Origin of the sequence: Arthrobacter sp. ok909 (genome assembly GCF_900104405.1) — a bacterium.
Lineage (GTDB): Bacteria > Actinomycetota > Actinomycetes > Actinomycetales > Micrococcaceae > Arthrobacter > Arthrobacter humicola.
Genome location: NZ_FNJS01000020.1, coordinates 1 through 20,250 on the forward strand (window position 1 = coordinate 1; position 20,250 = coordinate 20,250).

Annotated in this window: 18 protein-coding genes and 1 pseudogene; 7 read left to right on the forward strand and 12 right to left on the reverse strand. The window is 67.5% G+C overall.

The genetic code is table 11. The annotated features are described in order from the left end of the window. The 8 genes and pseudogenes from BLR03_RS15445 to uraD form a co-directional block, all read right to left on the reverse strand. Window positions 1-350, reverse strand: a pseudogene (locus tag BLR03_RS15445) (pyruvate dehydrogenase (acetyl-transferring), homodimeric type); the annotation flags it as partial. Window positions 351-524: 174 nt separating this feature from the next. Continuing rightward, a complete protein-coding gene (locus tag BLR03_RS15450; RefSeq protein WP_091254263.1) occupies window positions 525-1,256 on the reverse strand; it encodes a maleate cis-trans isomerase family protein in 732 nt (243 codons plus the stop codon). Window positions 1,257-1,264: 8 nt separating this feature from the next. After that, window positions 1,265-2,710 (reverse strand): amidohydrolase family protein, encoded by a 1,446-nt coding sequence (locus BLR03_RS15455; protein ID WP_091254265.1) that lies wholly within the window; start codon window positions 2,708-2,710, stop codon window positions 1,265-1,267. 58 nt (window positions 2,711-2,768) lie between these two features. Then, a complete protein-coding gene (locus BLR03_RS15460) occupies window positions 2,769-3,572 on the reverse strand; it encodes an aspartate/glutamate racemase family protein (RefSeq protein WP_091254267.1) in 804 nt (267 codons plus the stop codon). Beyond that, window positions 3,569-4,252, reverse strand: coding sequence for a GntR family transcriptional regulator (locus BLR03_RS15465; protein WP_091254270.1), 684 nt, complete (start codon window positions 4,250-4,252; stop codon window positions 3,569-3,571). The genes BLR03_RS15460 and BLR03_RS15465 overlap by 4 nt, the downstream gene beginning before the upstream one ends. A 68-nt stretch (window positions 4,253-4,320) precedes the next feature. Continuing rightward, window positions 4,321-5,676, reverse strand: coding sequence for an MFS transporter (locus BLR03_RS15470; protein ID WP_091254273.1), 1,356 nt, complete (start codon window positions 5,674-5,676; stop codon window positions 4,321-4,323). Window positions 5,677-6,164: 488 nt separating this feature from the next. Continuing rightward, window positions 6,165-6,506: a hydroxyisourate hydrolase gene (uraH, locus tag BLR03_RS15475; RefSeq protein WP_091254276.1), complete on the reverse strand. Its 342-nt coding sequence runs from the start codon at window positions 6,504-6,506 to the stop codon at window positions 6,165-6,167. Next, window positions 6,503-7,000: a 2-oxo-4-hydroxy-4-carboxy-5-ureidoimidazoline decarboxylase gene (gene uraD, locus BLR03_RS15480; RefSeq protein WP_091254279.1), complete on the reverse strand. Its 498-nt coding sequence runs from the start codon at window positions 6,998-7,000 to the stop codon at window positions 6,503-6,505. Before uraD ends, uraH begins: the two co-directional genes overlap by 4 nt. A gap of 535 nt (window positions 7,001-7,535) precedes the next feature. Here uraD and BLR03_RS15485 point away from each other — a divergent pair. Then, window positions 7,536-7,715 carry a hypothetical protein gene (locus tag BLR03_RS15485; RefSeq protein ID WP_091254283.1) on the forward strand — a complete coding sequence of 60 codons (180 nt, stop codon included), beginning with the start codon at window positions 7,536-7,538 and terminating at the stop codon, window positions 7,713-7,715. 71 nt (window positions 7,716-7,786) lie between these two features. Here the strand turns inward: BLR03_RS15485 and BLR03_RS15490 are convergent, their stop codons facing one another. The 3 genes from BLR03_RS15490 to lhgO all read right to left on the reverse strand — a co-directional run bounded on the left by BLR03_RS15490 (window position 7,787) and on the right by lhgO (window position 10,941). Then, entirely contained in the window at window positions 7,787-8,452 is a 666-nt protein-coding gene (locus BLR03_RS15490) for a response regulator transcription factor (protein WP_091254434.1), read from the reverse strand. Window positions 8,453-8,665: 213 nt separating this feature from the next. Beyond that, window positions 8,666-9,562 carry a serine hydrolase gene (locus BLR03_RS15495; RefSeq protein WP_091254286.1) on the reverse strand — a complete coding sequence of 299 codons (897 nt, stop codon included), beginning with the start codon at window positions 9,560-9,562 and terminating at the stop codon, window positions 8,666-8,668. A 164-nt stretch (window positions 9,563-9,726) separates the two neighbouring features. Then, a complete protein-coding gene (lhgO, locus tag BLR03_RS15500; RefSeq protein WP_254788529.1) occupies window positions 9,727-10,941 on the reverse strand; it encodes an L-2-hydroxyglutarate oxidase in 1,215 nt (404 codons plus the stop codon). A gap of 121 nt (window positions 10,942-11,062) precedes the next feature. On the opposite strand from lhgO, the gene BLR03_RS15505 reads away from it, so the two are divergent. Both BLR03_RS15505 and BLR03_RS15510 read left to right on the forward strand, forming a co-directional pair. After that, the gene (locus BLR03_RS15505) at window positions 11,063-11,983 is read left to right on the forward strand and encodes a 2-hydroxyacid dehydrogenase (RefSeq protein ID WP_091254292.1); all 921 of its coding nucleotides are present in this window, start codon (window positions 11,063-11,065) and stop codon (window positions 11,981-11,983) included. A 96-nt stretch (window positions 11,984-12,079) separates the two neighbouring features. Then, window positions 12,080-13,036 carry an Lrp/AsnC family transcriptional regulator gene (locus tag BLR03_RS15510; RefSeq protein WP_091254295.1) on the forward strand — a complete coding sequence of 319 codons (957 nt, stop codon included), beginning with the start codon at window positions 12,080-12,082 and terminating at the stop codon, window positions 13,034-13,036. Here BLR03_RS15510 and BLR03_RS15515 read toward each other — a convergent pair. Next, on the reverse strand, window positions 13,017-14,453 hold the full coding sequence (locus tag BLR03_RS15515) for an amidase (protein WP_091254297.1): 1,437 nt from the start codon (window positions 14,451-14,453) through the stop codon (window positions 13,017-13,019). The two genes, BLR03_RS15510 and BLR03_RS15515, sit on opposite strands and share 20 nt — an antisense overlap. Before the next feature lie 276 nt (window positions 14,454-14,729). On the opposite strand from BLR03_RS15515, the gene BLR03_RS15520 reads away from it, so the two are divergent. The 4 genes from BLR03_RS15520 (at window position 14,730) to BLR03_RS15535 (ending at window position 20,192) form a co-directional block, all read left to right on the forward strand. Then, window positions 14,730-15,476, forward strand: coding sequence for a DUF5058 family protein (locus BLR03_RS15520; protein ID WP_091254300.1), 747 nt, complete (start codon window positions 14,730-14,732; stop codon window positions 15,474-15,476). Window positions 15,477-15,531: 55 nt separating this feature from the next. After that, the gene (locus BLR03_RS15525) at window positions 15,532-16,269 is read left to right on the forward strand and encodes a hypothetical protein (RefSeq protein WP_091254303.1); all 738 of its coding nucleotides are present in this window, start codon (window positions 15,532-15,534) and stop codon (window positions 16,267-16,269) included. A 123-nt stretch (window positions 16,270-16,392) separates the two neighbouring features. Then, window positions 16,393-18,135: an ABC transporter ATP-binding protein gene (locus BLR03_RS15530; RefSeq protein WP_091254307.1), complete on the forward strand. Its 1,743-nt coding sequence runs from the start codon at window positions 16,393-16,395 to the stop codon at window positions 18,133-18,135. After that, window positions 18,132-20,192, forward strand: a complete 2,061-nt coding sequence (locus BLR03_RS15535) for an ABC transporter ATP-binding protein (RefSeq protein WP_302846594.1) — start codon at window positions 18,132-18,134, stop codon at window positions 20,190-20,192. The genes BLR03_RS15530 and BLR03_RS15535 overlap by 4 nt, the downstream gene beginning before the upstream one ends. Window positions 20,193-20,250 lie beyond the last annotated feature (58 nt).

A 20,250-nucleotide genomic window follows, 5' to 3' on the forward strand; every position in this document is an offset into this window, starting at 1 on the left:
CCGCCGACCCCGATGTCCGCCCGCTGCGCCCGGTGCACCATGACCGCGGCATTCCAGCGCAGCCACGCCCGGTACTTCCGCTCGATCTCCTCGTCCCCGGGGAACGGCGCCTCCTGGTCCACCGGGATCGTGTTGACGTAGTCCGTGGTGGTCACCATCGGAACACCCACACTCTGCGCCCCGGCCCGCTGAAGCAGGCTCCGCATGATGTACTGGGCACGCTCGGTGCCCTGTTCCTGAATCAGCGCATCCAGGGACTCCAGCCACTCGGCGGTCTCTTCCGGATCACGATCAGGCAGCTGGTTTGTCAACCCGCTGAGGATATGGGAGGTATCTTCTCCTGCAGCCACGTCCAGCCTCTTTTCATCGTTGAATGGTTGGCTCAAGTTTTCATTCTGTGAGAAAACTTTCTTGCAATTCGAGATTATCGATGCGGCCCGGGGCACGTCAACACCAACGGCGCATCACCGCGGCCCTGCAGTCACAATCGGTCGGGAGGGTCCCACAAGCAACCGGGGCGTCGCTCAGGCCGAGGCGAGCAGCCTGCCCCACCGCGGGGAGAGCAGCGGGGCGCCGGTCATCTTGAGACAGTGCCACAATGTCACGGCCACCGAGTCAAGCACGGGTACGCCCATGGCCGCTTCGATTTCCTCGGCAATGTTGGCGCCGTAAAGGTTGGTGCAGAGGTAGACGAGCGCGTCCGGGTTCGAAGCCGCGAGTTCCAGCGATCCGGGCCGCATTTCGGCGTCGGAGACCCGGGCAAATGATTCGTTGTCGCTCAGGCCGAGGAACCGGTGGTCAAGCGTCTTGATCCCGTCCCGTTCGTACGACGCCACGATCGCGCGGTTGACGTCCTCCGTATAGGGGGTGAACAGTCCGATCCGTTCGGTGCCGAAGGATCGGAAGGCTTCCATGTACGCCAGCGTGGCGGTGGTGGCGGGGATGCCGGTGGCGTCCTGTATTTCCTGGACGAGTTCGCGGTCGTGACCGGCGCCGAGCCACGAGCCCGAGGTGCCGTTCCACGCGATGACGTCGACGTCGGCGGTGGCCAGGATCTCGGCGGCGGCCCGCATGACCGGGGCGTCGAACTGCTTGTCGGAGGAATCGTCGAGGGCGATCCTCGTGACCTGGATCCTCGCGAAGTGGATGGTGACGTCGTCGCGGTCGCCCAGGATGCGGTAGCTCTGCGGTTCGAGGCAGGTGTTGGAGGACGGCACGATCATGCCGATGCGGGTGGGGCGGTTGGGGGAAGGCACGGGGGATCCTAACGGGTGGCGGGGACGGTGATGGGTGCGGAAGCGGCGCCGGCCGCGGCCTGGTGTTCGCGGAATCCGTTGCGGGCCACGAAGCTTCCGACAGGGCCGGGGTCATGGAAGCCGTTGGCGTCGAGCACCACGCGTCCGGCTGACACCACGACGTCGGGCCAACCCGTGAGCGTCCGGCCGTCGAACGGGGAGAAATCGGTCCCCATGTGCAGGGCGGCGCCGTCGACGGCACGTTCCCGTGCCGGATCGAACACGACGAGGTCGGCGTCGAACCCGGGAGCGATGATGCCCTTGCCCGGGAGGGCGTTGATCCGGGCCGGCCCGGCGGCGAACACTTCCACGAAATCCTCCACCCGGGCCGCTCCGCCGGCGGCGTCCATCATGGCGGTGAACGTGACCGGCATGCGGGTTTCCACCCCGGGCAGGCCGTGCGGCATGGCACGGATGTCATCGGTCCGCTCGCGCTTCTGCGCGAGGTCGTAGCAGGAGTGGTCCGAGGCCACGGTGTGGATGGCACCGGCGGCAAGCCGGCCCCGCAGCGCGGCCACGGTCTCGGCGCTGCGCATCGGCGGGCAGCAGGCGTACCACTCGGGGAAGGACCTGCCGTAGACGGTGTCGTCCAGGGTGAGGTAGTGCGGGCATGTCTCGGAGTAGGCCTCCTGGCCGCGGCGGCGGGCCTCGGCGACGAGGTCCACGGCTCCCGGCGTGGACTGGTGCACAAAGTAGACGGGGGCGTTGGTATATTCGGCCATCGCCAGGGTCTCCTTGACCGAGATTTCCTCCGCGAGTTCGGGCCGGGTCCGGTGCAGGTGTTCAATGCTGATCCGGCCGTCGTCCGCGTGCTGCCGGGTGCAGTCGGCAATGATGGGGTCGTGTTCGGCATGGATGTAGGTCAGGCCGTCGAGCCGGACCATCTCGCGCATGACCTTCAGGATGGTGTCGCCGTCGGCCATGGTGGTGCCCCGGTTGGTGGTGTACATCTTGACGGAACGGACACCTTCGGCGGCAAGCTGCTCGAGCTGCCAGGGCACGGTTTCGTCCCAGTCGACAACCGAGCCGTGGAGGGCGACGTCGCAGCGGGACTCTCGGGCCAGTTCCTTTTTGTGCAGGACCGCGGCCAGCGGGGTCTCCCGGGCGTCGCGGGGGATGCCGAAGTCGATGATCGTGGTGGTGCCGCCCCAGAGGGCGGCGGTGGAGGTGGTGCGGTAGTCATCCAGGGTGCGGAACCGTCCGGTTACCTGGGCGACGTGACAGTGGCCGTCCACGCCGCCGGGAATCACCATCCGGCCGGCGGCGTCGATGGTCCGGGCAGCAGCGGGGACGGGTTCGGAAGCGTCCACGAGCTGGACGATCTTCCCGCCGTGCACCACCACGTGGGCAGCCTGGCGGCCGAAACTGTTGACCACGGTGCCGTGGGCAATGACAAGGTCTGGGGCGTGGGACATCGTTGTCCTCCTTCGAAGAAGAAGCTAGTGGGACGGGGTTATCAGCGGGGCTGGATTATCAGCGGGACCCGACGACTGCCCGGGGGGCGTTCTGCGCCGTCGTGAGGGCGGCGTCGAGGTTGTCCGAGAGCCCTCGGCGGGGCTTGGCCGGTGGCGGCGCGAAGGCGCCGGCCCGGTGCGGTCCGGACTGGAGGTTGACCACTGACTGTGCCATCTGGATGCCGGCGGAAATGCCGTCCACCACAGGGACGGGGATCTGGCCCGCCAGCTCGCGGGCAAGGCCGGCGAGCGGCGCGCCGGCGAGGATGACGACGTCGGCCCCGTCCTGGGTGACGGCCTGACGGCTGAGTGCCAGCAGGGTCTCCTTGAAGTCCTGCTGCACGGAACCGATGCCGGTGAGGGTCTCGTTGATGGACCGGATCGAGGCCAACCGGCCGCCGAGCCCGAAGCGTTCCACGCAGTCCAAGTACCAGGGCCGGATCCGGTCCGAGATGGCGATGATCGAGAACCGGTGACCCTGCAGTGCCGCGGCGCACAGGGCGGCCTCGGTGATCCCGATGACCGGGATGTCGGTCAGTTCCTTCAGCGCGGGCATGCCGGGGTCTCCGAACGCCGCGACCACGACGCCGTCGATCCCGTTTTCGGTGCCGGGTCCGGACCCGTCGCGGGTGTACTCGGCGATGATTTCGGCGACGGCGCCGGCGGCGATCAGGGATTCAAAGCGGGTTTCAATGTATTCGACGCCGTGGCCTGCGGTGCGGACCAGCAGTTCTGTTCCGGGCGAGGCGGAGCGCCGGGCTTCGGATTCGATCAGCGCGGTGACGTCGTTGCTGATGTTGGGGTTGATGACGAGGAGTTTCATGTGTTCTTCCGATGAAGGGCGGGTTCCGTCCGGCGGAAATCCTCCGGAAACTGTTCCCGGTATTTGTCGATGTGCGACGCCGACTGGGCAGCCGCCCGGTCCGGGTCACCGCTGGCGATCGCGGCATACAGGGCCCGGTGTTCCTCGATGAGCTCGGGGAGGTCGCTCACATGCCGGAACAGCCAGTGCATCCGGCCCTGGAGGGGTTCGAGCGCGGACTTGAGGAAGCCGTTGTCCGCGATCCGGGTGATGGCATCGTGGAATTCGCTGTTGGCCCGGTGGGCTTCCATGACGGCACCCTTGGCAAGGCAGCGGTCTGCTTCGTCCAACAGGGTTTGCAGCGCGCCGAGGTCCTCCGGTGTGGCGCGGGTCGCGGCCAGCCTGCAGGCCAGCACTTCGAGCGACTGGCGGACGTCGAAGAGATCCTCCACGTCTTTGGGGCTGAGCGTGCTGACTTCGGCCCCCCGCGCGCCGCGGTCGCTGACCAGGCCTTCCTGGCGCAGCATGCGCAGCGCTTCGCGGACCGGGAGGCGCGAGACGTTGAATTCGGCGGCGAGGTCGCGCTCCACCAGCCTGGTGCCGGGAACGTAGTGCCCTTCAAAGATCCTGGTGCGGAGGGTGTCCCGGACAGCCTCCCGGAGGGGGCGTTCCTTGTCCTGGGGTTCTTCAGCGGTAAGCATGGTGCTCCATTCGGGTTCTTTTTGGCACTGCGTTCCCGGCTCCGGGAACAGGTGTTGCGTGGCCTAGCTTAGACAGGGAGCCGCTTGTTGTAGTTCAGCGTCAGTACGGATGCTCCCATGATGACCGCCGAACCCACGAAGTACAGCAGCGCCCAGGTGTACGAGCCGGTGGCGCCGACGATCAGGCCGACAACGATCGGGGTGACGAAGCCGGAGATATTGCCGCTGAAGTTCATGGCGCCGCCCAGGACACCGGCGTTGGTCCGGCCGCCCAGGATGGAGGGGATGCTCCAGAAGAGGCCCACCCAGCGCAGGAAGAACATCACGACGGAGAGGAGGACCACAGCCGTCGTCGGGTCTGACACGACGGTGACGCCGACAAGGCCGCCGATCACAACGACGCTGGAGATGCCCAGGAGGGTACGCATGACCCGGTTGGCCGAGGCGCCGGCGGCCCTCCACTTGTCCGCGATGGTGCCGCCGAGGATTTCGCCGACGAATCCGGCGCCGAAGATCACGAAGGTGGACCAGCCGATGGTCTTCAGGTCAAAACCCTTGGCCTGTGACAGGTAGAGCGGGCCCCACGTGAGCAGGCCGTAGAAGACTCCGTTGAAGCCCAGCCAGCCGAAGCACATGGCCCAGAAGGAACGGAATTTCAGGTAGGGGAGCAGGGCACGCTTTCCCTTGCTGCCCTCGAGTTCGGCTTCGGCGTCCTCCGCGGCGTGGGAGGCCTCGAGGTACTCGGCCTCGGCGTCGTTGACTCCGCGGTGCTGGCGCGGGTTATCCCGGACGTACCACCACACGGCGAGGCCCATGAGGACGGTCGCGACGCCGGCGATGATGAACGAGCTCCGCCAGCTGCCCGTCGATGCGATCAGGCCCGCGATGAGAATGCCGCCCAGCCCGGCGCCCAGCGGGGCGCCGGCGTCAAGGATCGTTGCGCCGCGGCCGCGTTCGGATTTGTGCATCCAGATGGCGTTCAGCTTTCCGCCCGCCGGCATGACTCCGGCCTCGGTGACGCCGATGCCCAGGCGGGCGATGAACATGCTGAGGAAGCCGCCTGCCAGGCCCGAGGCTGCCGTGGCGGCACCCCAGCCGACGCAGGACGCGGTCATTACCTTGCGTGGGCCGAACTTGTCGATCAGCCAGCCGACGGGGATCTGCATGAGGGCGTAGGTCCAGAAGAAGGCCGAGAGCAGGAGGCCCACGAGCTCCGGGGCCATGTTGAATTCCTTCTGGATGATGGGCAGGGCTACCGAGATGGAGCCCCGGTCGATGTAGTTCACGGACACGAGGACCAGCAGGAGGAGGAACATTTTCCAGCGGACATTGGTGCGCCGTTGCACGCGGTCCTTGGGGCTTGCGGCGTCAGCGTGTGGTGCTGAGGTTTCCTGTACGGGGGGTTCGGTATTTCGAAGAGACACAACTTCTCCTTCAGAGAGAGGAAAAATGCCGGCAGGTGAGAGATTCAATTCGTTCGCGGGCCAGGTGGCCGGGGTGTGGGGCCGTCCTGTGCGCGGGCTTCCCGGTGCTGCTGTGAGGGCTGATATCTGGCCTGACATCAGGTGCGCAACCTAGGGGAGTCGGGGCCCGGCAAGCTTGCTTGTTTTGGGATCCCAATTTGGGATCCCAAAAATGAGAATAGAAGTGACGCGGGCCACTGTCAAGGGATGCAGGTCTGCCGGTTGCGTTCGCGCGAAAAACTTCGTTTGTGACTGGGGTCGGGTTCGCGTGCGGGAGTGCCGGGGATGCCGGGGATACGGGGCGCCGGCGGCGTCGGGGTTCCGGCGATGCTGTGCGGGCCGCTCCCGGGCATGGCTTCGCCCCGCCATCCGACAGGGAGCCTGTTCCCGGTGTGATTCGGGGTGGATGGCGGGGCGAACGTGTTCCTGATGCCGGCCCGAGCGTGCAGTTAGCTGCCGCGGTACGTGGAGTAAGCGAAGGGGCTCAGCAGGAGCGGGACGTGGTAGTGGTCTTGGGATTCGGACACCGCGAAGGTCAGCGTGACCTCGGGGAAGAAGGTCTCGGTCCCGGCGGCCTCGTAGTAGCTTCCGGTGTCGAAGCCCAGCCGGTACGTGCCGGAGGGAAGTTTGTCCGGCCCGAGGGATTTGATGCGGCCGTCGTCGTCCGTGGCGCCTGCCGCGATCTTGACCCAACGCTCGCCGTCGAGCCTGTGGAAGGTGACGGCGACGCCGGCGGCGGGCTTGCCGGTGCCGGTGTCCAGCACGTGGGTGGTGACGTGGGAGGTGCTCATGTGCCGATCAGTCCTTCGAGTCGGAGTACCGCGATTTCGCGCAGCTGCTGGCCGATGATTGCTTGTTCCTGTTCCGGGGTGTGCGCGAGCCTGGTGTTGAGGGCGGCGAGGATTTCCTCCCGGCTGCGGCCGGCGGCGCGGATCAGGAAGACCTGGCCGAATTTTTTTTCGTAGCTCCGGTTCCCCTCGGCGATGGCTGCCGCAACGGCCGGGTCCGGAATGCCCAGGCCTGCCTGCTCCGATTGTGAGAGCCGCGCCTCCGTGCTGTTTCCTGCGGCCCGTTCGCCGATGCGTGGATGGTGGGCCAGGGCGGCCTCCACCTCCGGCTCGGTAAAGGGTTCCGCTGCGCGGTTGGCCGCTTCGAGAAGGCTCGCGGCGCTGCCGAACGGCCGGCCCTGGATGATCTCCGCGATCCACCGCTCTATGTCCAGGCAGGGGCGCAGCGCGGCCGCGGCCTCGGCACGTCCGGCCGCGTTAAAGTCTTCCAACAGCATGTGCCAGATCCTTTGAGTCAATGCTGGCATCCACGGTGTAGGGCTATACGGACAAGATATTCGTATCGTGGAACTGTTATTTCAGCATATGCAAAAAATTGAACCGTACCGTGTGCCGGGTGTCAACCGGCGGCCGGATTCCGCGGCGGATTCCGACGACGGCTACGGAAACGGGCAGGTGCGCCCCGGATCCGGGGTGCACCTGTCCGAAATCGCCGCGGAAACGGCTGGGCTCAGCCGTGAATAGTTGCGACGTCGCTCTTTTCCCAGTACCCGCCGTGCGTATTCCGCCCTGGTGTGTTGTCTCCGGTGCCTGCCGGCGCTCCCGGTTTTAGCTCGCCCGTTCGCAACGGGCGGCTCGCTGACGGATTCTGCCCGGCGTAGGTGCAGGGTCCGGTACTTCTATGGTCCGCCCGCGGCGGCCCCCGATCCACCCCTTGCCAGCGACTTCTTCTTGGTGCAACGGATTTGTCGTCCATATACCCCTGGGGGTATGCTAGGGAGACCTTAGACCCACCGACAGAGGAGTACCCGGATGTGCCGTGCAGTTGCCTGCAAGAAGTGCGGAAAGACCACCTGGGCCGGCTGCGGCCAGCATGTTGACCAGGTCATGCGGGGCGTCCCCAGCGCCGACCGCTGCCGCGGCCACGAGGGCGAAACCAGCACCAAGACCACCACCAAGACCGGCTTCTTCGCCAAGCTGTTCGGCCGGTAGAACCGGGCGGTAGTACCCGTGGCCGCAACCCGCCGGCGCTGCGCTGGCCGAGTGCGCCTGCCCAAGTCCGCCTAGCCCAGGCGGTAGCCGGCGTCGCGGGCGGTGAGGATGCGGTCCGCGCCGATCTTTAGCTGCAACTGCCGCACATGCACGTCCACCACGTTGGACGTGCCGTCGAAGTCGCGGCCCCAGACGTGGCTGAGCAGTTGTTGCCGGCTCAGGACCTGTCCCGGGTGCAGCAGGAACATTTCCACCAAGGCGAATTCCCGGGCCGAGAGCTCTACCGTCCTGCCGTCGACGCTGACCGTAAGGGCGTGCAGGTTCAGCTCCAGCGGGCCGTAGCGCATGATGCTCCCCGCGAGCGGATCGCCGGTATCGACTGTGCGTACCCGGGCCCGGACACGGGCCTCCAGTTCCTCGAGGGGAAACGGCTTGACGATGCAGTCGTCGGCGCCGCCCTCCAGCGCTGCGAGACTATCCGCGGGTGACCCGGGGGCCGTGAGGAAGATGACCGGGATCCCCGCCTGCCCGTGGCGTAGGGCCGCCAGGACAGTGAAGCCGTCAAGCCGGCGAAGCCCGGCAGCCAGGAGCAGGAGATCGAATTCGCCGCTGGCCGCCAGGTCCACCGCCGTGACGGAGTCGGCGACCACGCTCGGGGCGTAGCCGGCCGCGCGCAGGCCCTCTTCGATGAAGCGGGACATGCGTTCGTCGTCTTCGGCTATGAGGATGCGGATCACGGCGACTCCCAGGAACAGCCCGGCTCCGGACGGTCCGCCACGTCCGTGCGCATCGGCGCGGTGCAGTCCGCGCGAAGCCGGACGCTGCAAATTTGCGCCGTCTCTTACGTGGACCGGGAGGACTTCCGGGGCCTTCTTTCATCCTGCCCCTGTAACGGGGCGTGCGCCACCCTTGAACGGTTGATATTCGGACTATTAACCGTCCCAATGCTGCTACTGCCCGAACAGGGCACCGGTGAGCTGATGCGTCAGCTCATGGATGAGGTCCAGACGGGCCGCGCTGTCGGCGTCGTCCGGGCCCCACGTGTAGATGACCACCGCGTAGGAGCGGTCGCCAGCACTGAGCAGCGCGGCGTCGTGGACGTATCCTTCCACCACGCCGTACTTGTGGTGGACGGTGATCTCCGAGGAGACCGCCGCCGGGATGAGGTCCTCGTCGTTGGTGTGCTGCATGTAGCCCAACAGCTCCGCGGTGTGCCCGGTATTGAGGAGCTTGCCCGTGGAGAGCTGCTGGAGGAGCCGGGCCATGTCGGCCGGGGCCAGGAGGTTTTGCTCGGGGTCGTAGGTGATGCCCAGAGTGGCGGCGTAATCGGTCAGTCGGGGGTAGCCGATATCCCGCATGAGCAGGATCCACGAGTCGTCGCTGCTGGTGTTGATCATGGCCTTGAGCTGGAACGCCGCGGTGAACGCGCCCAGTTGAGTATCGAGCGACTTTTCGCCGGTTTCCACGAGGTGGTAGTAGGCGGCAGCCGTCAGGACCTTCGCCGTGCTCGCCGCCGTGTAGGGTGCCATATCGCCGTAGCTCTGCAGCGCTCCGTCGCTGGTGTCCATGACGGCGACGCCGATCCTGTGATCGGGGTGTCCGCCGATGATCCGCCGGATCTCGGCGGGGAGGTCGACGGCGGCGCGGGGCGACGGTGCCGGCGCCGCGGCTGACTGGCTTTGCGCCTCCCCGTGGCTGACCGTCAGGAAGTCGCCCTCGGGCGACGGTCCGGTGCGGATGGCACCGAAGACGACGACGGCGGCCAGCACCAGCGCGGCGGCGGCCCAGACCAGAATCACGTTCCGGCCGTGGTGAGGCGCGGCCGGCCGCGGGCCCGGAGTCGTCATATTCGTGGGCCCTCCGGACTTAACTGGGTGCTCAGCACACGCGTGCTGGGGCGGATCGTTTCGACAGGTTCTTGACTGGCAAGGGTGGTGTCTCCGACGTTAGGCGCGGGGGCAGGCGAAGTCCACGGACCGCGCGGGGCGCCGCCCGAAGTCTTTCCAAAGTCCTAGGAGCGCAGCCGGTGCGGGGCGATCTGCAGGTGGTGCTCCAGGACGTAGTCGGCGATCGCCAGGGCGGAGGTCGCCGCCGGGGAGGGCGCATTGCGCAGCAGTGTGACGGCGCCCAGCCGGTCCACGGCGAAGTCGTCCAGCAGGGAACCGTCGGCGGCCCAGGCCTGGGCGCGGACCCCGGCGCCGGCCTTCCTGGCGAGGTCGCCGGGTTGCAGTTCGGGCAGGAACTGCCGGGCCTGCCGGAAGTACAGCGGCTTGAGCAGTGACGCCGAGATTTCCCGGGCGCCCATCCGCCAGTGCTGCCGTGCCAGGGCCGGGGCGCCGGGCCACCGAAGCGAGGCCAGAGTGTCCGGCACGGACACCCGCGCCCACGAGTAGCCTTCCCGCGCCAAGGCCGGCACCGCGTTGGGGCCCACATGGACGTCGTCGTACACGCCGCGGGTGAAGTGCACACCCAGGAACGGGAAGCGCGGGTCCGGGACCGGGTAGATCATGCCCCGGACCAAATGGCTCCGGGCGGCGGCCATCACCCAGTACTCGCCGCGAAACGGCAGGATCGCAGGCGACGGGCTGGCCCCGACCATCCTGGCCACGACGTCCGACTGCAGTCCGGCGCACACCACCAGCCGGTCGAAGGTGTGCGTGGCGGCCGGCGTGGAGACGTGCACGGCGCTGCCGGCATTGTTGACGGCCGTCACCTCCTGGCCCAGGAGCACGGATCCGCCACCGCTCCGCACGTCCTGCGCCATGGCTTCGGTGATGGCGGCGTAGTCCACGACGGCGGTGTGCGGCGAGTGCACGGCCGCGACGCCCGCGGCGTGCGGCTCGATCTCGCGCAGTTCCGCCCGGGTGAGCCGTTTCATACCCGGGACGCGGTTCTCCCGGGCGCGGCGCTCGATTTCATCGAGCCGTGGACGTTCCGCCTCGGTCACCGCGACCACCAGCTTGCCGAGCTCGCGGTACGGCAGGCCCTTGTCCCGGCAGTACTCCCGGGTGAGGGCCCGGCCTCGGGCGCACAGGACGGCCTTGAGGGATCCCGGCTGATAGTAGAGGCCGGCGTGGACCACGCCGGAGTTGTGGCCCGACTGGTGTGCGGCCACCCGGTGCTCCTTTTCCAGGACCGTGACGTGGAAGTCCCCGGTCCGGACCAGGGCACGGGCAATCGCCATGCCCACGATCCCGCCGCCAATGATCCCGATCCGAGCCGCCACGCGCGCCGCCTTCCCCTGCACTCCAATGCCTGTTGTTGTGGACCCTATCCCGAACGGCGCCCGGATGTCAGGGGAGTCCGCGTCGTAAGGCACGGCCGGCGGCTCTACTACGCTGGCAATCATGACCCGGAAAATTACTGTCAGCCTGCTGGACGCCGCGTTGCGTGAATACCTTCAGCCGCACCCGGACGTCACCGTCCTGGAATGGGACTTCGCCGGTGAGCCGCCCCGGCCGCGGATCGACATCGTGGTGCCGCCGTACATGGGCGGCCCGCAGGTCCTGCAACGCCTGGAAACCGTGGACACGGCGCTGGTCCAGAGCCAGTCGATCGGGTACGACGGCGTGGCGGACTTCCTGCCCTCCGGCAGGGTCTTCGCCAACGCGGCCGGCGTCCACGAAACCTCCACCGCGGAGCTGGCGCTGGCCCTCATCCTGGCCAGCCAGCGCGAGTTCCCCCGCCTTATACGGAACCAGCAGGAGGGCCGGTGGGATGGCCGGCCCACCGCCAGCCTGGCCGACCGCCGCGTCCTGATCGTTGGCTACGGCGGCGTGGGAAAGGCGATCGAGCACCGGCTCCTTCCGTTCGAGACCAGCGTGACCCGGGTGGCCAGCAGGGAACGGACGGACGAACGCGGCCCCGTTCACGGCATCGCGGAGCTCCACGCACTGCTGCCGGAGCACGACATCGTGGTGGTGGGGGTTCCGCTCAGCGACTCCACCCGGCACCTCGTGGATGATGCCTTCCTTGCGGCCATGCCCGACGGCGCCCTGCTGGTGAATGTGGCCCGCGGCCCGGTGGCGGACACCGACGCCCTGGTCCGGCACACTGCCACCGGCCGGATCCGCGCCGCGCTGGATGTCACCGATCCCGAGCCCCTGCCGCAGGACCACCCGCTGTGGCGGACCCCCGGCGTCATCATCAGCCCGCACGTGGGCGGGGCGAGCTCGGCGATGCGGCCGCGGATGGGCCGGCTGCTCCAGCGCCAGATCGAGCTGATGCTGGCGGGCGAGCCTCCGGTGAACGTGGTGCTAAACGGATAGGACACATGGGACGCGGACCATTATGAGCAATGGCTGGCGGATGCTGGAATGGTCCCGGCAGATGCAAGGGAGCAACAAGGGAAGGCCGGTGCACGGATGATCCTGCTGGATTCACTGGAGCGGCAGATCGTGGCCGCCCTGCAGCTGGACCCACGCTGCCCGTGGCGGAAGATGGCCGCGGTGCTGGGGGAGGCAGAGCGGACGGTGGCGCGGCGGGGCGCCCAGCTGCTTGAGTCCGGAGCTGTGGCCGTGGCTGCCGTCCGGCCGCACCCGGCGTCCATGCTGGTCGAGATGCGCTGCACGCCGGGGACGGCCCGCGCCGCCGCCCAGTCACTGGCACAGCGCCCGGACAGCACGTTTGTCTACACCATTACCGGTAGCGGGGACTGCGTGGCGGAGATCCTCACCGACCGGAACCGGATGGGGGACATCCTCGCCGACGAACTGCCCTCCACCATCGGGCTTCAGCATTCAGTGAGCTATCCAGTGCTACGTTACTTCCGCACCATTCAAGGCTGGCGGCCGGAGATGCTCAGCGTCGAGCAGGCTGACGCGCTGCGCTCGCCGGTTGCCGCTGACACGGGCGTGTTTGCCGTCAGGCAGGACCTGAACCGTCAGGACACCGAGCTGGTGGAGGCCCTCTGCGCCGACGGCCGGATCAGCTTCGAGGCGCTGGCCCGACGTGTCGGTGTCTCCGAGGCCACGGCCCGGCGGCGCTGCGAATGGCTACTGGCCAACAACCAGGTCCAGCTCCGCGTGGTGGTGGAACCGGCGGCACTTGGACTCGCCGTCGAGGCCCTGCTGTGGATCCGGGCCTCACCAAACCACGTTGAACAGCTGGGCAACGCCTTGGCCGATCATCCGGCGGTCCGGTACGCTGCCGCGATTGCCGGTGACTACCAGATCGTGGCCGACGTGACGGTGGGGGACCTGCCGTCCCTCTACCGCTTCATCACGGGTTCGGACTGGGCAGCTCATGCGACGGAGGTGGACGTCTCGGTGCTGCTGGATGCCCGCAAACGCGGTGGTCGGATCATGCGGGCAGCGGGCTGAGGCCTGCCAGGTCCGGGGCGACGGCGGCGTACCCCGTCTGCTCCTCGAACGCCCGCCCCCAGCGCAGCAGCTGCATGTCTGTGTAGTGGTTTGAGGCCAGCTGGAGCCCGATGGGCAGCCCGGCGGCACTGAACCCAGCCGGCACGCTGAGCACCGGAAGTCCCGTGGCGGACAGCAGGCAGGCCGAGCGCATCCAGTCGAGGTACGTTTCGGACCGGACTCCCGCCACCTCCGGCGGATACCTGAGGGAAGCGTCGAACGGCACCACCTGAGCGCACGGGCTGGCGAAGAGGTCATAGCGGCCGAAGAACTCCTGGATGCTGCGCTCCAGCAGGGTGCGGGCGGCGTTCGTGGCAATAATGTCCTGGGCGGTGAGGGCGAGCCCCTTGGCCACGTTCCACCGGACCTCGGGCTTTATCACCTCACCATGCTGCTCCACCAGCGTGCCCAGCCCCGCGGCAAAGTCCAGCGCCCGGGTGTTGCCGAACACGAGGTCCGCGTGCCGGAAATCCGGAGATGATTCCTCCACCACGGCGCCCAATTCCTCGAACACCGCGAGTTGCCGCTCTAGGTGGTCCAGGATCTCCGGCTCCACGGGCACCCCAATTCCGAAGTCGCGGGACCAGCCGATCCGCACACCGCTCATGTCCGTCTCAAGCCGCGAACGGAACACGGCGGGATCCAGGCCTTGCGGGCACGGAACACGGGGGTCGGAACCGGCCGTGACGGACATGAATAGGGCAATGTCCTCCACCGTGCGGGCCATCGGACCGGTCCGGCCCAGCCAGGCATACGCGTTGTGGTCCGAAGGCATGGGAATCACGGCCTGGGAAGGGCGGAACCCCACAATGTTGCAGAACGACGCCGGGATCCGCAGCGAGCCGCCCATGTCGCTGCCGTCGCCCATCGCCTGGACCCGGGAGCCGACAACGGCGGCCACTCCGCCGCTGCTGCCTCCTGCGCTGAGCGTCGGCGCGTAAGGATTCGTGGTGGTGCCGAAGAGTTCATTGAAGGTGTGTGAACCGGCGCCAAATTCCGGGACGTTCGACTTTCCGGTGCTCACCACTCCGGCGGCCTTCAGCCGGGCGACGATCAGGTCATCGGCGTCGGGAACGAAGTCCTTCAACACCAGCGACCCCTGGGTAGTGCGCATTCCGGCGGTGTTGTTCGTGTCCTTGTGGGTCATCGGCAGCCCGTGCAGAGGCGGCAACTCGGCGCCCGATGCCGTGACGTCGTCCGCGCGGGCGGCCTGCCTCTCCGCACCTTCGACGTCCAGTGTCACCACGGCGTTCAACACCGGATTCACTTCCGCAATGCGCTCCAGGTGGGCAGCCAAAGCTTCGCGGGCCGAAACCTCCTTGTTGCGGATAGCGGTTGTGAGTTCGACGGCGGACAGGTTACCGATGGTGTCAGACATGGTGCTCCTTTTGCGTGCGGTGGTTCCGTCCCTGAAGTGTCCAGCATCGGCGTATCCCCGAGGAAGGGCTCCCCGCAGGGAGCCGCCCAATGACCGATACCGCCAAAATTTTGGCTGATTCCGTCAACCATTGCGGTCAGTGTGGTCGGCGACACACAGTAATGGATACCTGCTGGCCGATCCGGTCTCGAAGGTTCAGATTTCCGCCCCTGCCTGGAGTGGCCGGCAGCGTTAGCAGCTCCGGACCCGCAGCGGGCTTGAACAGGAGGTTCCCCCATGCACGCACCCATGGCACCGAACGGCTCCACAGACATCCTCGCCATCGCGAACAACCCGGTCCTCTGGATCTCCGTGGCCGGCGTCTTCGGCGTGATCGTGGTCCAGTCGCTCATCTTCCTCCGCGCGGTCCGCCGCGCGGCACCCGCCGTGGAGATGACGCCGGAAGACATCAAGACGTCATTCCGCTCCGGCGCCGTCTCGGCGATCGGCCCGTCGCTGGCCGTCGCGCTTGTTGCCATCGCCCTGCTGGCCCTCTTCGGGGCGCCGGCAGTGTTGTCCCGGATCGGGCTGATCGGGTCGGCGGCCTACGACGTCTCCGCTGCCGGCATCGCGGCTGGAACGATGGGGGCCAAGCTGGGTGACTCGAGCTACTCCCAGAGCGTCTTCGCGGTGGCCTTCTTCGCCATGAGCATCGGCGGGGCCATGTGGATGACCGCCACGCTTATACTCACGCCCCTGCTCCGGCGCGGCGACGCGAAGGTCAGGGCCATCAACCCCGCCGTCATGGCCATCGTCCCGGCTGGAGCCCTCATAGGTGCCTTCGCGTGCCTCGGGCTGACGGAACTCCCGAAATCCGCCACCCACATCGCAGCCTTCGTGGCATCGGCCGCCGTCATGAGCCTGTGCCTGCTGCTCGCCAAAGTGACGGGCAAGAGCTGGCTGCGCGAGTGGGGCCTGGGCATTTCCATTGTTGCCGCCCTCGGCACCGCTTTCCTGGCCTCCGGCAGCGCCCTTCCCCTCTGACCGGCTCCCGAATCCCACTGCAACGGACCAGCAAGAATCGCAAAGGAACACTGACATGACCACCACCCGCACCGCACCCGCTTCCACGGAGCTCGCCATGAGCGAGTTCGACCGCACCACCTCGCGCTGGGGCCGGATCACCATGGTCGCCGGCTTGCTGCTCTCCATCGCCGGCCCGCTGTACCTTGTCTTCGCCGGTGGACTGGGCATCGCCCCCGCCCAGCTCTGGATGGCGTTCGCGGCGGTGGCTGCCACGTTCGGGATCATCTGGATCGTCGAGCCGCTGACGTACTATCCCATCCTAGGCCCGGCGGCGATGTACCAGGCGTTCATGATCGGCAATATCTCCAACAAGCTGCTGCCCGCGGCGCTGATCGCTCAGACCAACATCGGTGCGAAGGCCGGCACCAAGCGTGGCCAGCTCGCAGCCGTCGTCGCCATCTGCGGCGCCGCCGCCGTGCACCTTGTCTCCCTGGCTATCTTTGTGGGGCTGCTGGGCAGTTGGCTCATCAGTGTCATCCCGCCGGGTGTCATGAATGTGGTCCGGCTCTACGTCCTGCCGGCGGTGCTCGGCGCTGTGCTGGTGCAGGCCATCGTGTCCATGAAACAGCCACGGACCACAGTGATTGCGCTCGTGGTGGCCGCCGTCGTCGTCTTCGTTGTCCTCCCGATGGTTCCGGCGCTGGCCATGGTGTCCACCGCGATTGCGGTGCTGGGCACGGTGCTGCTGGCCTGGTTCTTCCGGGGCAAGCAGGTGACGGCCGGTACAGCCGAGCCCATCCGCCTCGAGTGACAGGGAAGCGCCTTCCCTCGATTCGCCCTGAGAGGAACCCGGGCCGCTCACGGAATCCGGACGTAAACTGACCCTCACATCGTTCTGTGTGAAACTGTCCGTGACGCGTGAACTGGAGAGCAAATGCTCTGGAAGCTGCTCGTTGAATACCTGCGGCCGCAGCGGCGGCTGTTGCTCGCCGTCGTCGTTTTTCAATTGGCGGCGTCCATTGCCTCGCTCTATCTGCCCACCCTGAATGCGGACATCATCGACCAGGGCGTCGCGAAGGGGGATACGGACTACATCCTGCGCATCGGCGGCATCATGCTGATGGTGACCCTGCTGCAGATCGCCTGCACCATCGCCGCGGTGTACTTCGGCGCGAAGGCCGCGATGGCATTGGGCCGGGACGTCCGGGGCGCCATCTTCAGCCGGGTGGCGGAGTTTTCCGAGCAGGAAGTCACCCGGTTCGGGCCGCCCAGCCTGATCACCCGGTCAACCAACGATGTCCAGCAGGTCCAGCAGCTGGTCCTGATGTCCGCCACGCTGATGGTCACAGCGCCCATGCTCTGCATCGGCGGGGTGATCATGGCCATGCGGCAGGACCTGCAGCTGTCCTGGTTGATCGCGGTCAGCGTGCCCGTGCTGCTGGTCGCGGTGGGGTCGGTCATTATCCGGATGGTGCCGCTGTTCCGGCTCATGCAGACCCGGATCGACACCGTCAACCGGGTCCTGCGCGAACAGCTCACCGGCATCCGGGTGGTGCGGGCCTTCGTCCGGGAGGACGTGGAGACCGCCCGCTTTGCCCGCGCCAATGAGGACGTCACGGATACCGCGCTGCGGGCCGGCCGGCTCATGGCGCTCGCGTTCCCCACCGTGATGCTGGTGCTCAACGTCTCCAGCGCGGCCGTGATCTGGTTCGGGGCGTTCCGGATCGAAGACGGCTCAATGCAGGTGGGCACCATGATCGCGTTCCTGAGCTACCTCATGCAGATTCTCATGTCCGTCATGATGGCCACCTTCATGGCCATCATGATCCCGCGGGCCTCGGTCTCGGCGGACCGGATCACCGAGGTGCTCGGGACCGAATCCAGCGTCCGGCCGCCGCTGCGTCCGGTGTCGCGCGCGGCCGGGCGGGCGGCCCGGGGCGAACTGGAGATGCACTACGTCGGGTTCGCCTACCCGGGAGCCGAGCAGCCGGTGCTCTCGGACGTAACCTTCACCGCCCGCGCGGGGCAGACGACGGCGATTGTCGGCAGCACCGGCTCGGGCAAAACCACCCTGGTGAACCTGATGCCGCGGCTCTTCGACGCGACGTCCGGTTCGGTGCGGATCGACGGCGTGGACGTGCGCGAGCTCCACCCGGACCTGCTGTGGGGGCACATCGGGCTGGTCCCGCAGAAGCCCTACCTGTTCTCCGGAACGGTGCGCAGCAACCTGCTCTACGGCAAACCCGACGCCACCGAGGCCGAGCTCTGGCAGGCGTTGGCGATTGCGCAGGCGGAGGACTTCGTCCGGGAAATGGAGGGTGGGCTGGACGCGCCGATCTCGCAGGGCGGCACCAACGTCTCCGGCGGCCAGCGGCAGCGGCTCGCGATTGCCCGGGCGCTGGTGAAGCGGCCCGAGCTCTACATCTTTGACGACTCCTTCTCCTCGCTGGACACCGCCACGGATGCCCGGCTGCGACTGGCGCTCAAGCAGCACACCGCTGGGGCCACCATGGTGATCATCGCCCAGCGGGTCTCCAGCATCGTGGACGCGGACCAGATCCTGGTGCTGGACCGCGGCAGGATTGTCGCGCACGGCACGCACGAGGAGCTGCTGGAGACGTCCGAGACGTACCAGGAAATCGTTAATTCCCAGCTCGCAGCGGAGGAAGCCGTATGAGCCGCACCGACAAGGCGCCGACGCCGGCCCCCGTCACCGGGGCACACGCGGCCGCACCCGGCGCGTCCACGCCCGGCCCTCCCGGCGGTGCGCCCGGCGCGCAGGCCCCGCTGCGGATTCCTCGCCCGACGGGAGGGCCCGGACGCGGCGGCCCGTTTGCGGGGATGAACATTCCGGTGGAGAAGGCGATGAACTTCTGGCCGTCCGCGAAGCGGCTGCTGGGGGAGCTCCGGCCCGAACGGCTGTGGCTGACGCTGGTCCTGATGCTCGCCGTCGTGAGCGTGACGTTCTCGGTGATCGGTCCCCGGCTGCTGGGCGAGGGCACCAACCTGATCTTCGCCGGCGTCGTGTCCAAGCAGCTGCCCGCCGGGGTAAGCCAGGAGCAGCTGATTGCCCAGCTGCGCGCCGCCGGGGAGAACCAGAAAGCGGACATGCTCAGCGCCATGACGCTGACGCCCGGCACCGGAATCGACTTCACCGCGCTGGCCAACGTACTGCTGTGGGCGCTGGTGCTGTATGTCCTGGCCTCGGCGTTCGGCTGGATGCAGGCCTACATTCTCAACGGCGTTGTCCAGCGCACGGTGTTCCGGTTGCGCGAACGGATCGAGGCCAAAATCAACCGGCTGCCGCTGCGCTACTTCGACTCCGTGCAGCGCGGCGAGCTGCTCAGCCGGGTCACCAACGACGTCGACAACATCTCGCAGAGCCTGCAGCAGTCCATCAGCCAGGCCGTGACCTCGCTGCTGACCGTCGTGGGCGTGCTGGTGATGATGATGCTGCTCTCGCCCACGCTGGCGCTGATTGCGCTCGTGACCATTCCGCTGACCCTCGTGACCACTGCCGTGATCGCCAAGCGCTCGCAGAAGCTGTTCGTGGCGCAGTGGAGGCACACCGGCGAGCTCAACGGGCAGATCGAGGAGACGTACACCGGGCACGCGCTGGTGAAGGTCTTCGGCCGGCAGCGCGAGGTGGAGGAACGGTTCCGGCAGAAGAACGTGGAGCTGTACCAGGCGAGCTTCGGCGCGCAGTTCATCTCCGGGCTGATCATGCCGGCCATGACGTTCATCGGGAACCTGGTCTATGTGGGGATCGCCGTGGTGGGCGGGCTGCAGGTGGCCGCCGGGGCGATGCAGCTGGGCGACGTGCAGGCGTTCATCCAGTACTCCCGGCAGTTCACCCAGCCGCTGGCCCAGCTGGGGTCCATGGCGAACCTGCTGCAGTCCGGTGTGGCCTCCGCCGAACGCGTCTTTGAGCTGCTGGACACCGAGGAACAGAGCGCGGATCCCGTCCCCGGTGAGGCTCCCGACGGCGGCCGCGGCCGGCTGGTGTTCGAGAACGTCTCGTTCTCCTACTCGCCGGACACGCCGCTGATCTCGGACCTGAGCCTGGTGGCCGAGCCCGGGCAGACCGTCGCCATCGTGGGCCCGACCGGCGCGGGCAAAACCACCCTGGTCAACCTGATGATGCGCTTCTACGAGCTCGACGCCGGGCGGATCACGCTCGACGGCGTGGATGTCACCGCGATGACGCGCAACGAGCTGCGCTCGCGGATGGGCATGGTGCTGCAGGACACCTGGCTGTTCGGCGGGACCATCCGGGACAACATCGCCTACGGCCGGCCCGGTGCCTCGGAGGACCAGATTCTGGAGGCGGCCCGGGCGACGTACGTGGACCGGTTCGTCCGGTCCCTGCCGCAGGGCTACGACACCGTGCTCGACGACGAGGGCGGTAACGTCTCGGCCGGTGAGAAGCAGCTGCTCACCATCGCCCGGGCGTTCCTGGCCCGCCCGTCCGTGCTGATCCTGGACGAGGCCACGAGCTCCGTGGACACCCGCACCGAGGTGCTGGTGCAAAAGGCCATGAGCGCCCTGCGCTCGGACCGGACCAGCTTCGTGATCGCGCACCGCCTCTCCACCATCCGCGACGCCGACCTCATCCTGGTGATGGAAGCCGGGCAGATCGTGGAGCAGGGGACCCACACGGAGCTGCTGGCCGCGGGCGGGGCGTACGCCGCGCTGTATGCGGCGCAATTCGCGGCTCCGGCGGCGGAGGTTTAGCTGGAATGCAACGTTTCTCCGGCGGGCTCAAGACGTTTCGCAGACTTCTCCGGCACAG

What these genes read in the sequence shown, in the direction of transcription:
- BLR03_RS15525 (WP_091254303.1), top strand. Translation starts at nt 15,532, where the DNA reads ATGACCACCACCCGCACCGCACCCGCTTCCACGGAGCTCGCCATGAGC.
- BLR03_RS15520 (WP_091254300.1), top strand. Translation starts at nt 14,730, where the DNA reads ATGCACGCACCCATGGCACCGAACGGCTCCACAGACATCCTCGCCATC.
- BLR03_RS15495 (WP_091254286.1), bottom strand. Translation starts at nt 9,562, where the DNA reads ATGACGACTCCGGGCCCGCGGCCGGCCGCGCCTCACCACGGCCGGAAC.
- BLR03_RS15485 (WP_091254283.1), top strand. Translation starts at nt 7,536, where the DNA reads ATGTGCCGTGCAGTTGCCTGCAAGAAGTGCGGAAAGACCACCTGGGCC.
- BLR03_RS15530 (WP_091254307.1), top strand. Translation starts at nt 16,393, where the DNA reads ATGCTCTGGAAGCTGCTCGTTGAATACCTGCGGCCGCAGCGGCGGCTG.
- uraH (WP_091254276.1), bottom strand. Translation starts at nt 6,506, where the DNA reads ATGAGCACCTCCCACGTCACCACCCACGTGCTGGACACCGGCACCGGC.
- BLR03_RS15505 (WP_091254292.1), top strand. Translation starts at nt 11,063, where the DNA reads ATGACCCGGAAAATTACTGTCAGCCTGCTGGACGCCGCGTTGCGTGAA.
- BLR03_RS15460 (WP_091254267.1), bottom strand. Translation starts at nt 3,572, where the DNA reads ATGAAACTCCTCGTCATCAACCCCAACATCAGCAACGACGTCACCGCG.
- BLR03_RS15455 (WP_091254265.1), bottom strand. Translation starts at nt 2,710, where the DNA reads ATGTCCCACGCCCCAGACCTTGTCATTGCCCACGGCACCGTGGTCAAC.
- BLR03_RS15510 (WP_091254295.1), top strand. Translation starts at nt 12,080, where the DNA reads ATGATCCTGCTGGATTCACTGGAGCGGCAGATCGTGGCCGCCCTGCAG.
- uraD (WP_091254279.1), bottom strand. Translation starts at nt 7,000, where the DNA reads ATGCTGTTGGAAGACTTTAACGCGGCCGGACGTGCCGAGGCCGCGGCC.
- BLR03_RS15535 (WP_302846594.1), top strand. Translation starts at nt 18,132, where the DNA reads ATGAGCCGCACCGACAAGGCGCCGACGCCGGCCCCCGTCACCGGGGCA.
- BLR03_RS15515 (WP_091254297.1), bottom strand. Translation starts at nt 14,453, where the DNA reads ATGTCTGACACCATCGGTAACCTGTCCGCCGTCGAACTCACAACCGCT.
- BLR03_RS15465 (WP_091254270.1), bottom strand. Translation starts at nt 4,252, where the DNA reads ATGCTTACCGCTGAAGAACCCCAGGACAAGGAACGCCCCCTCCGGGAG.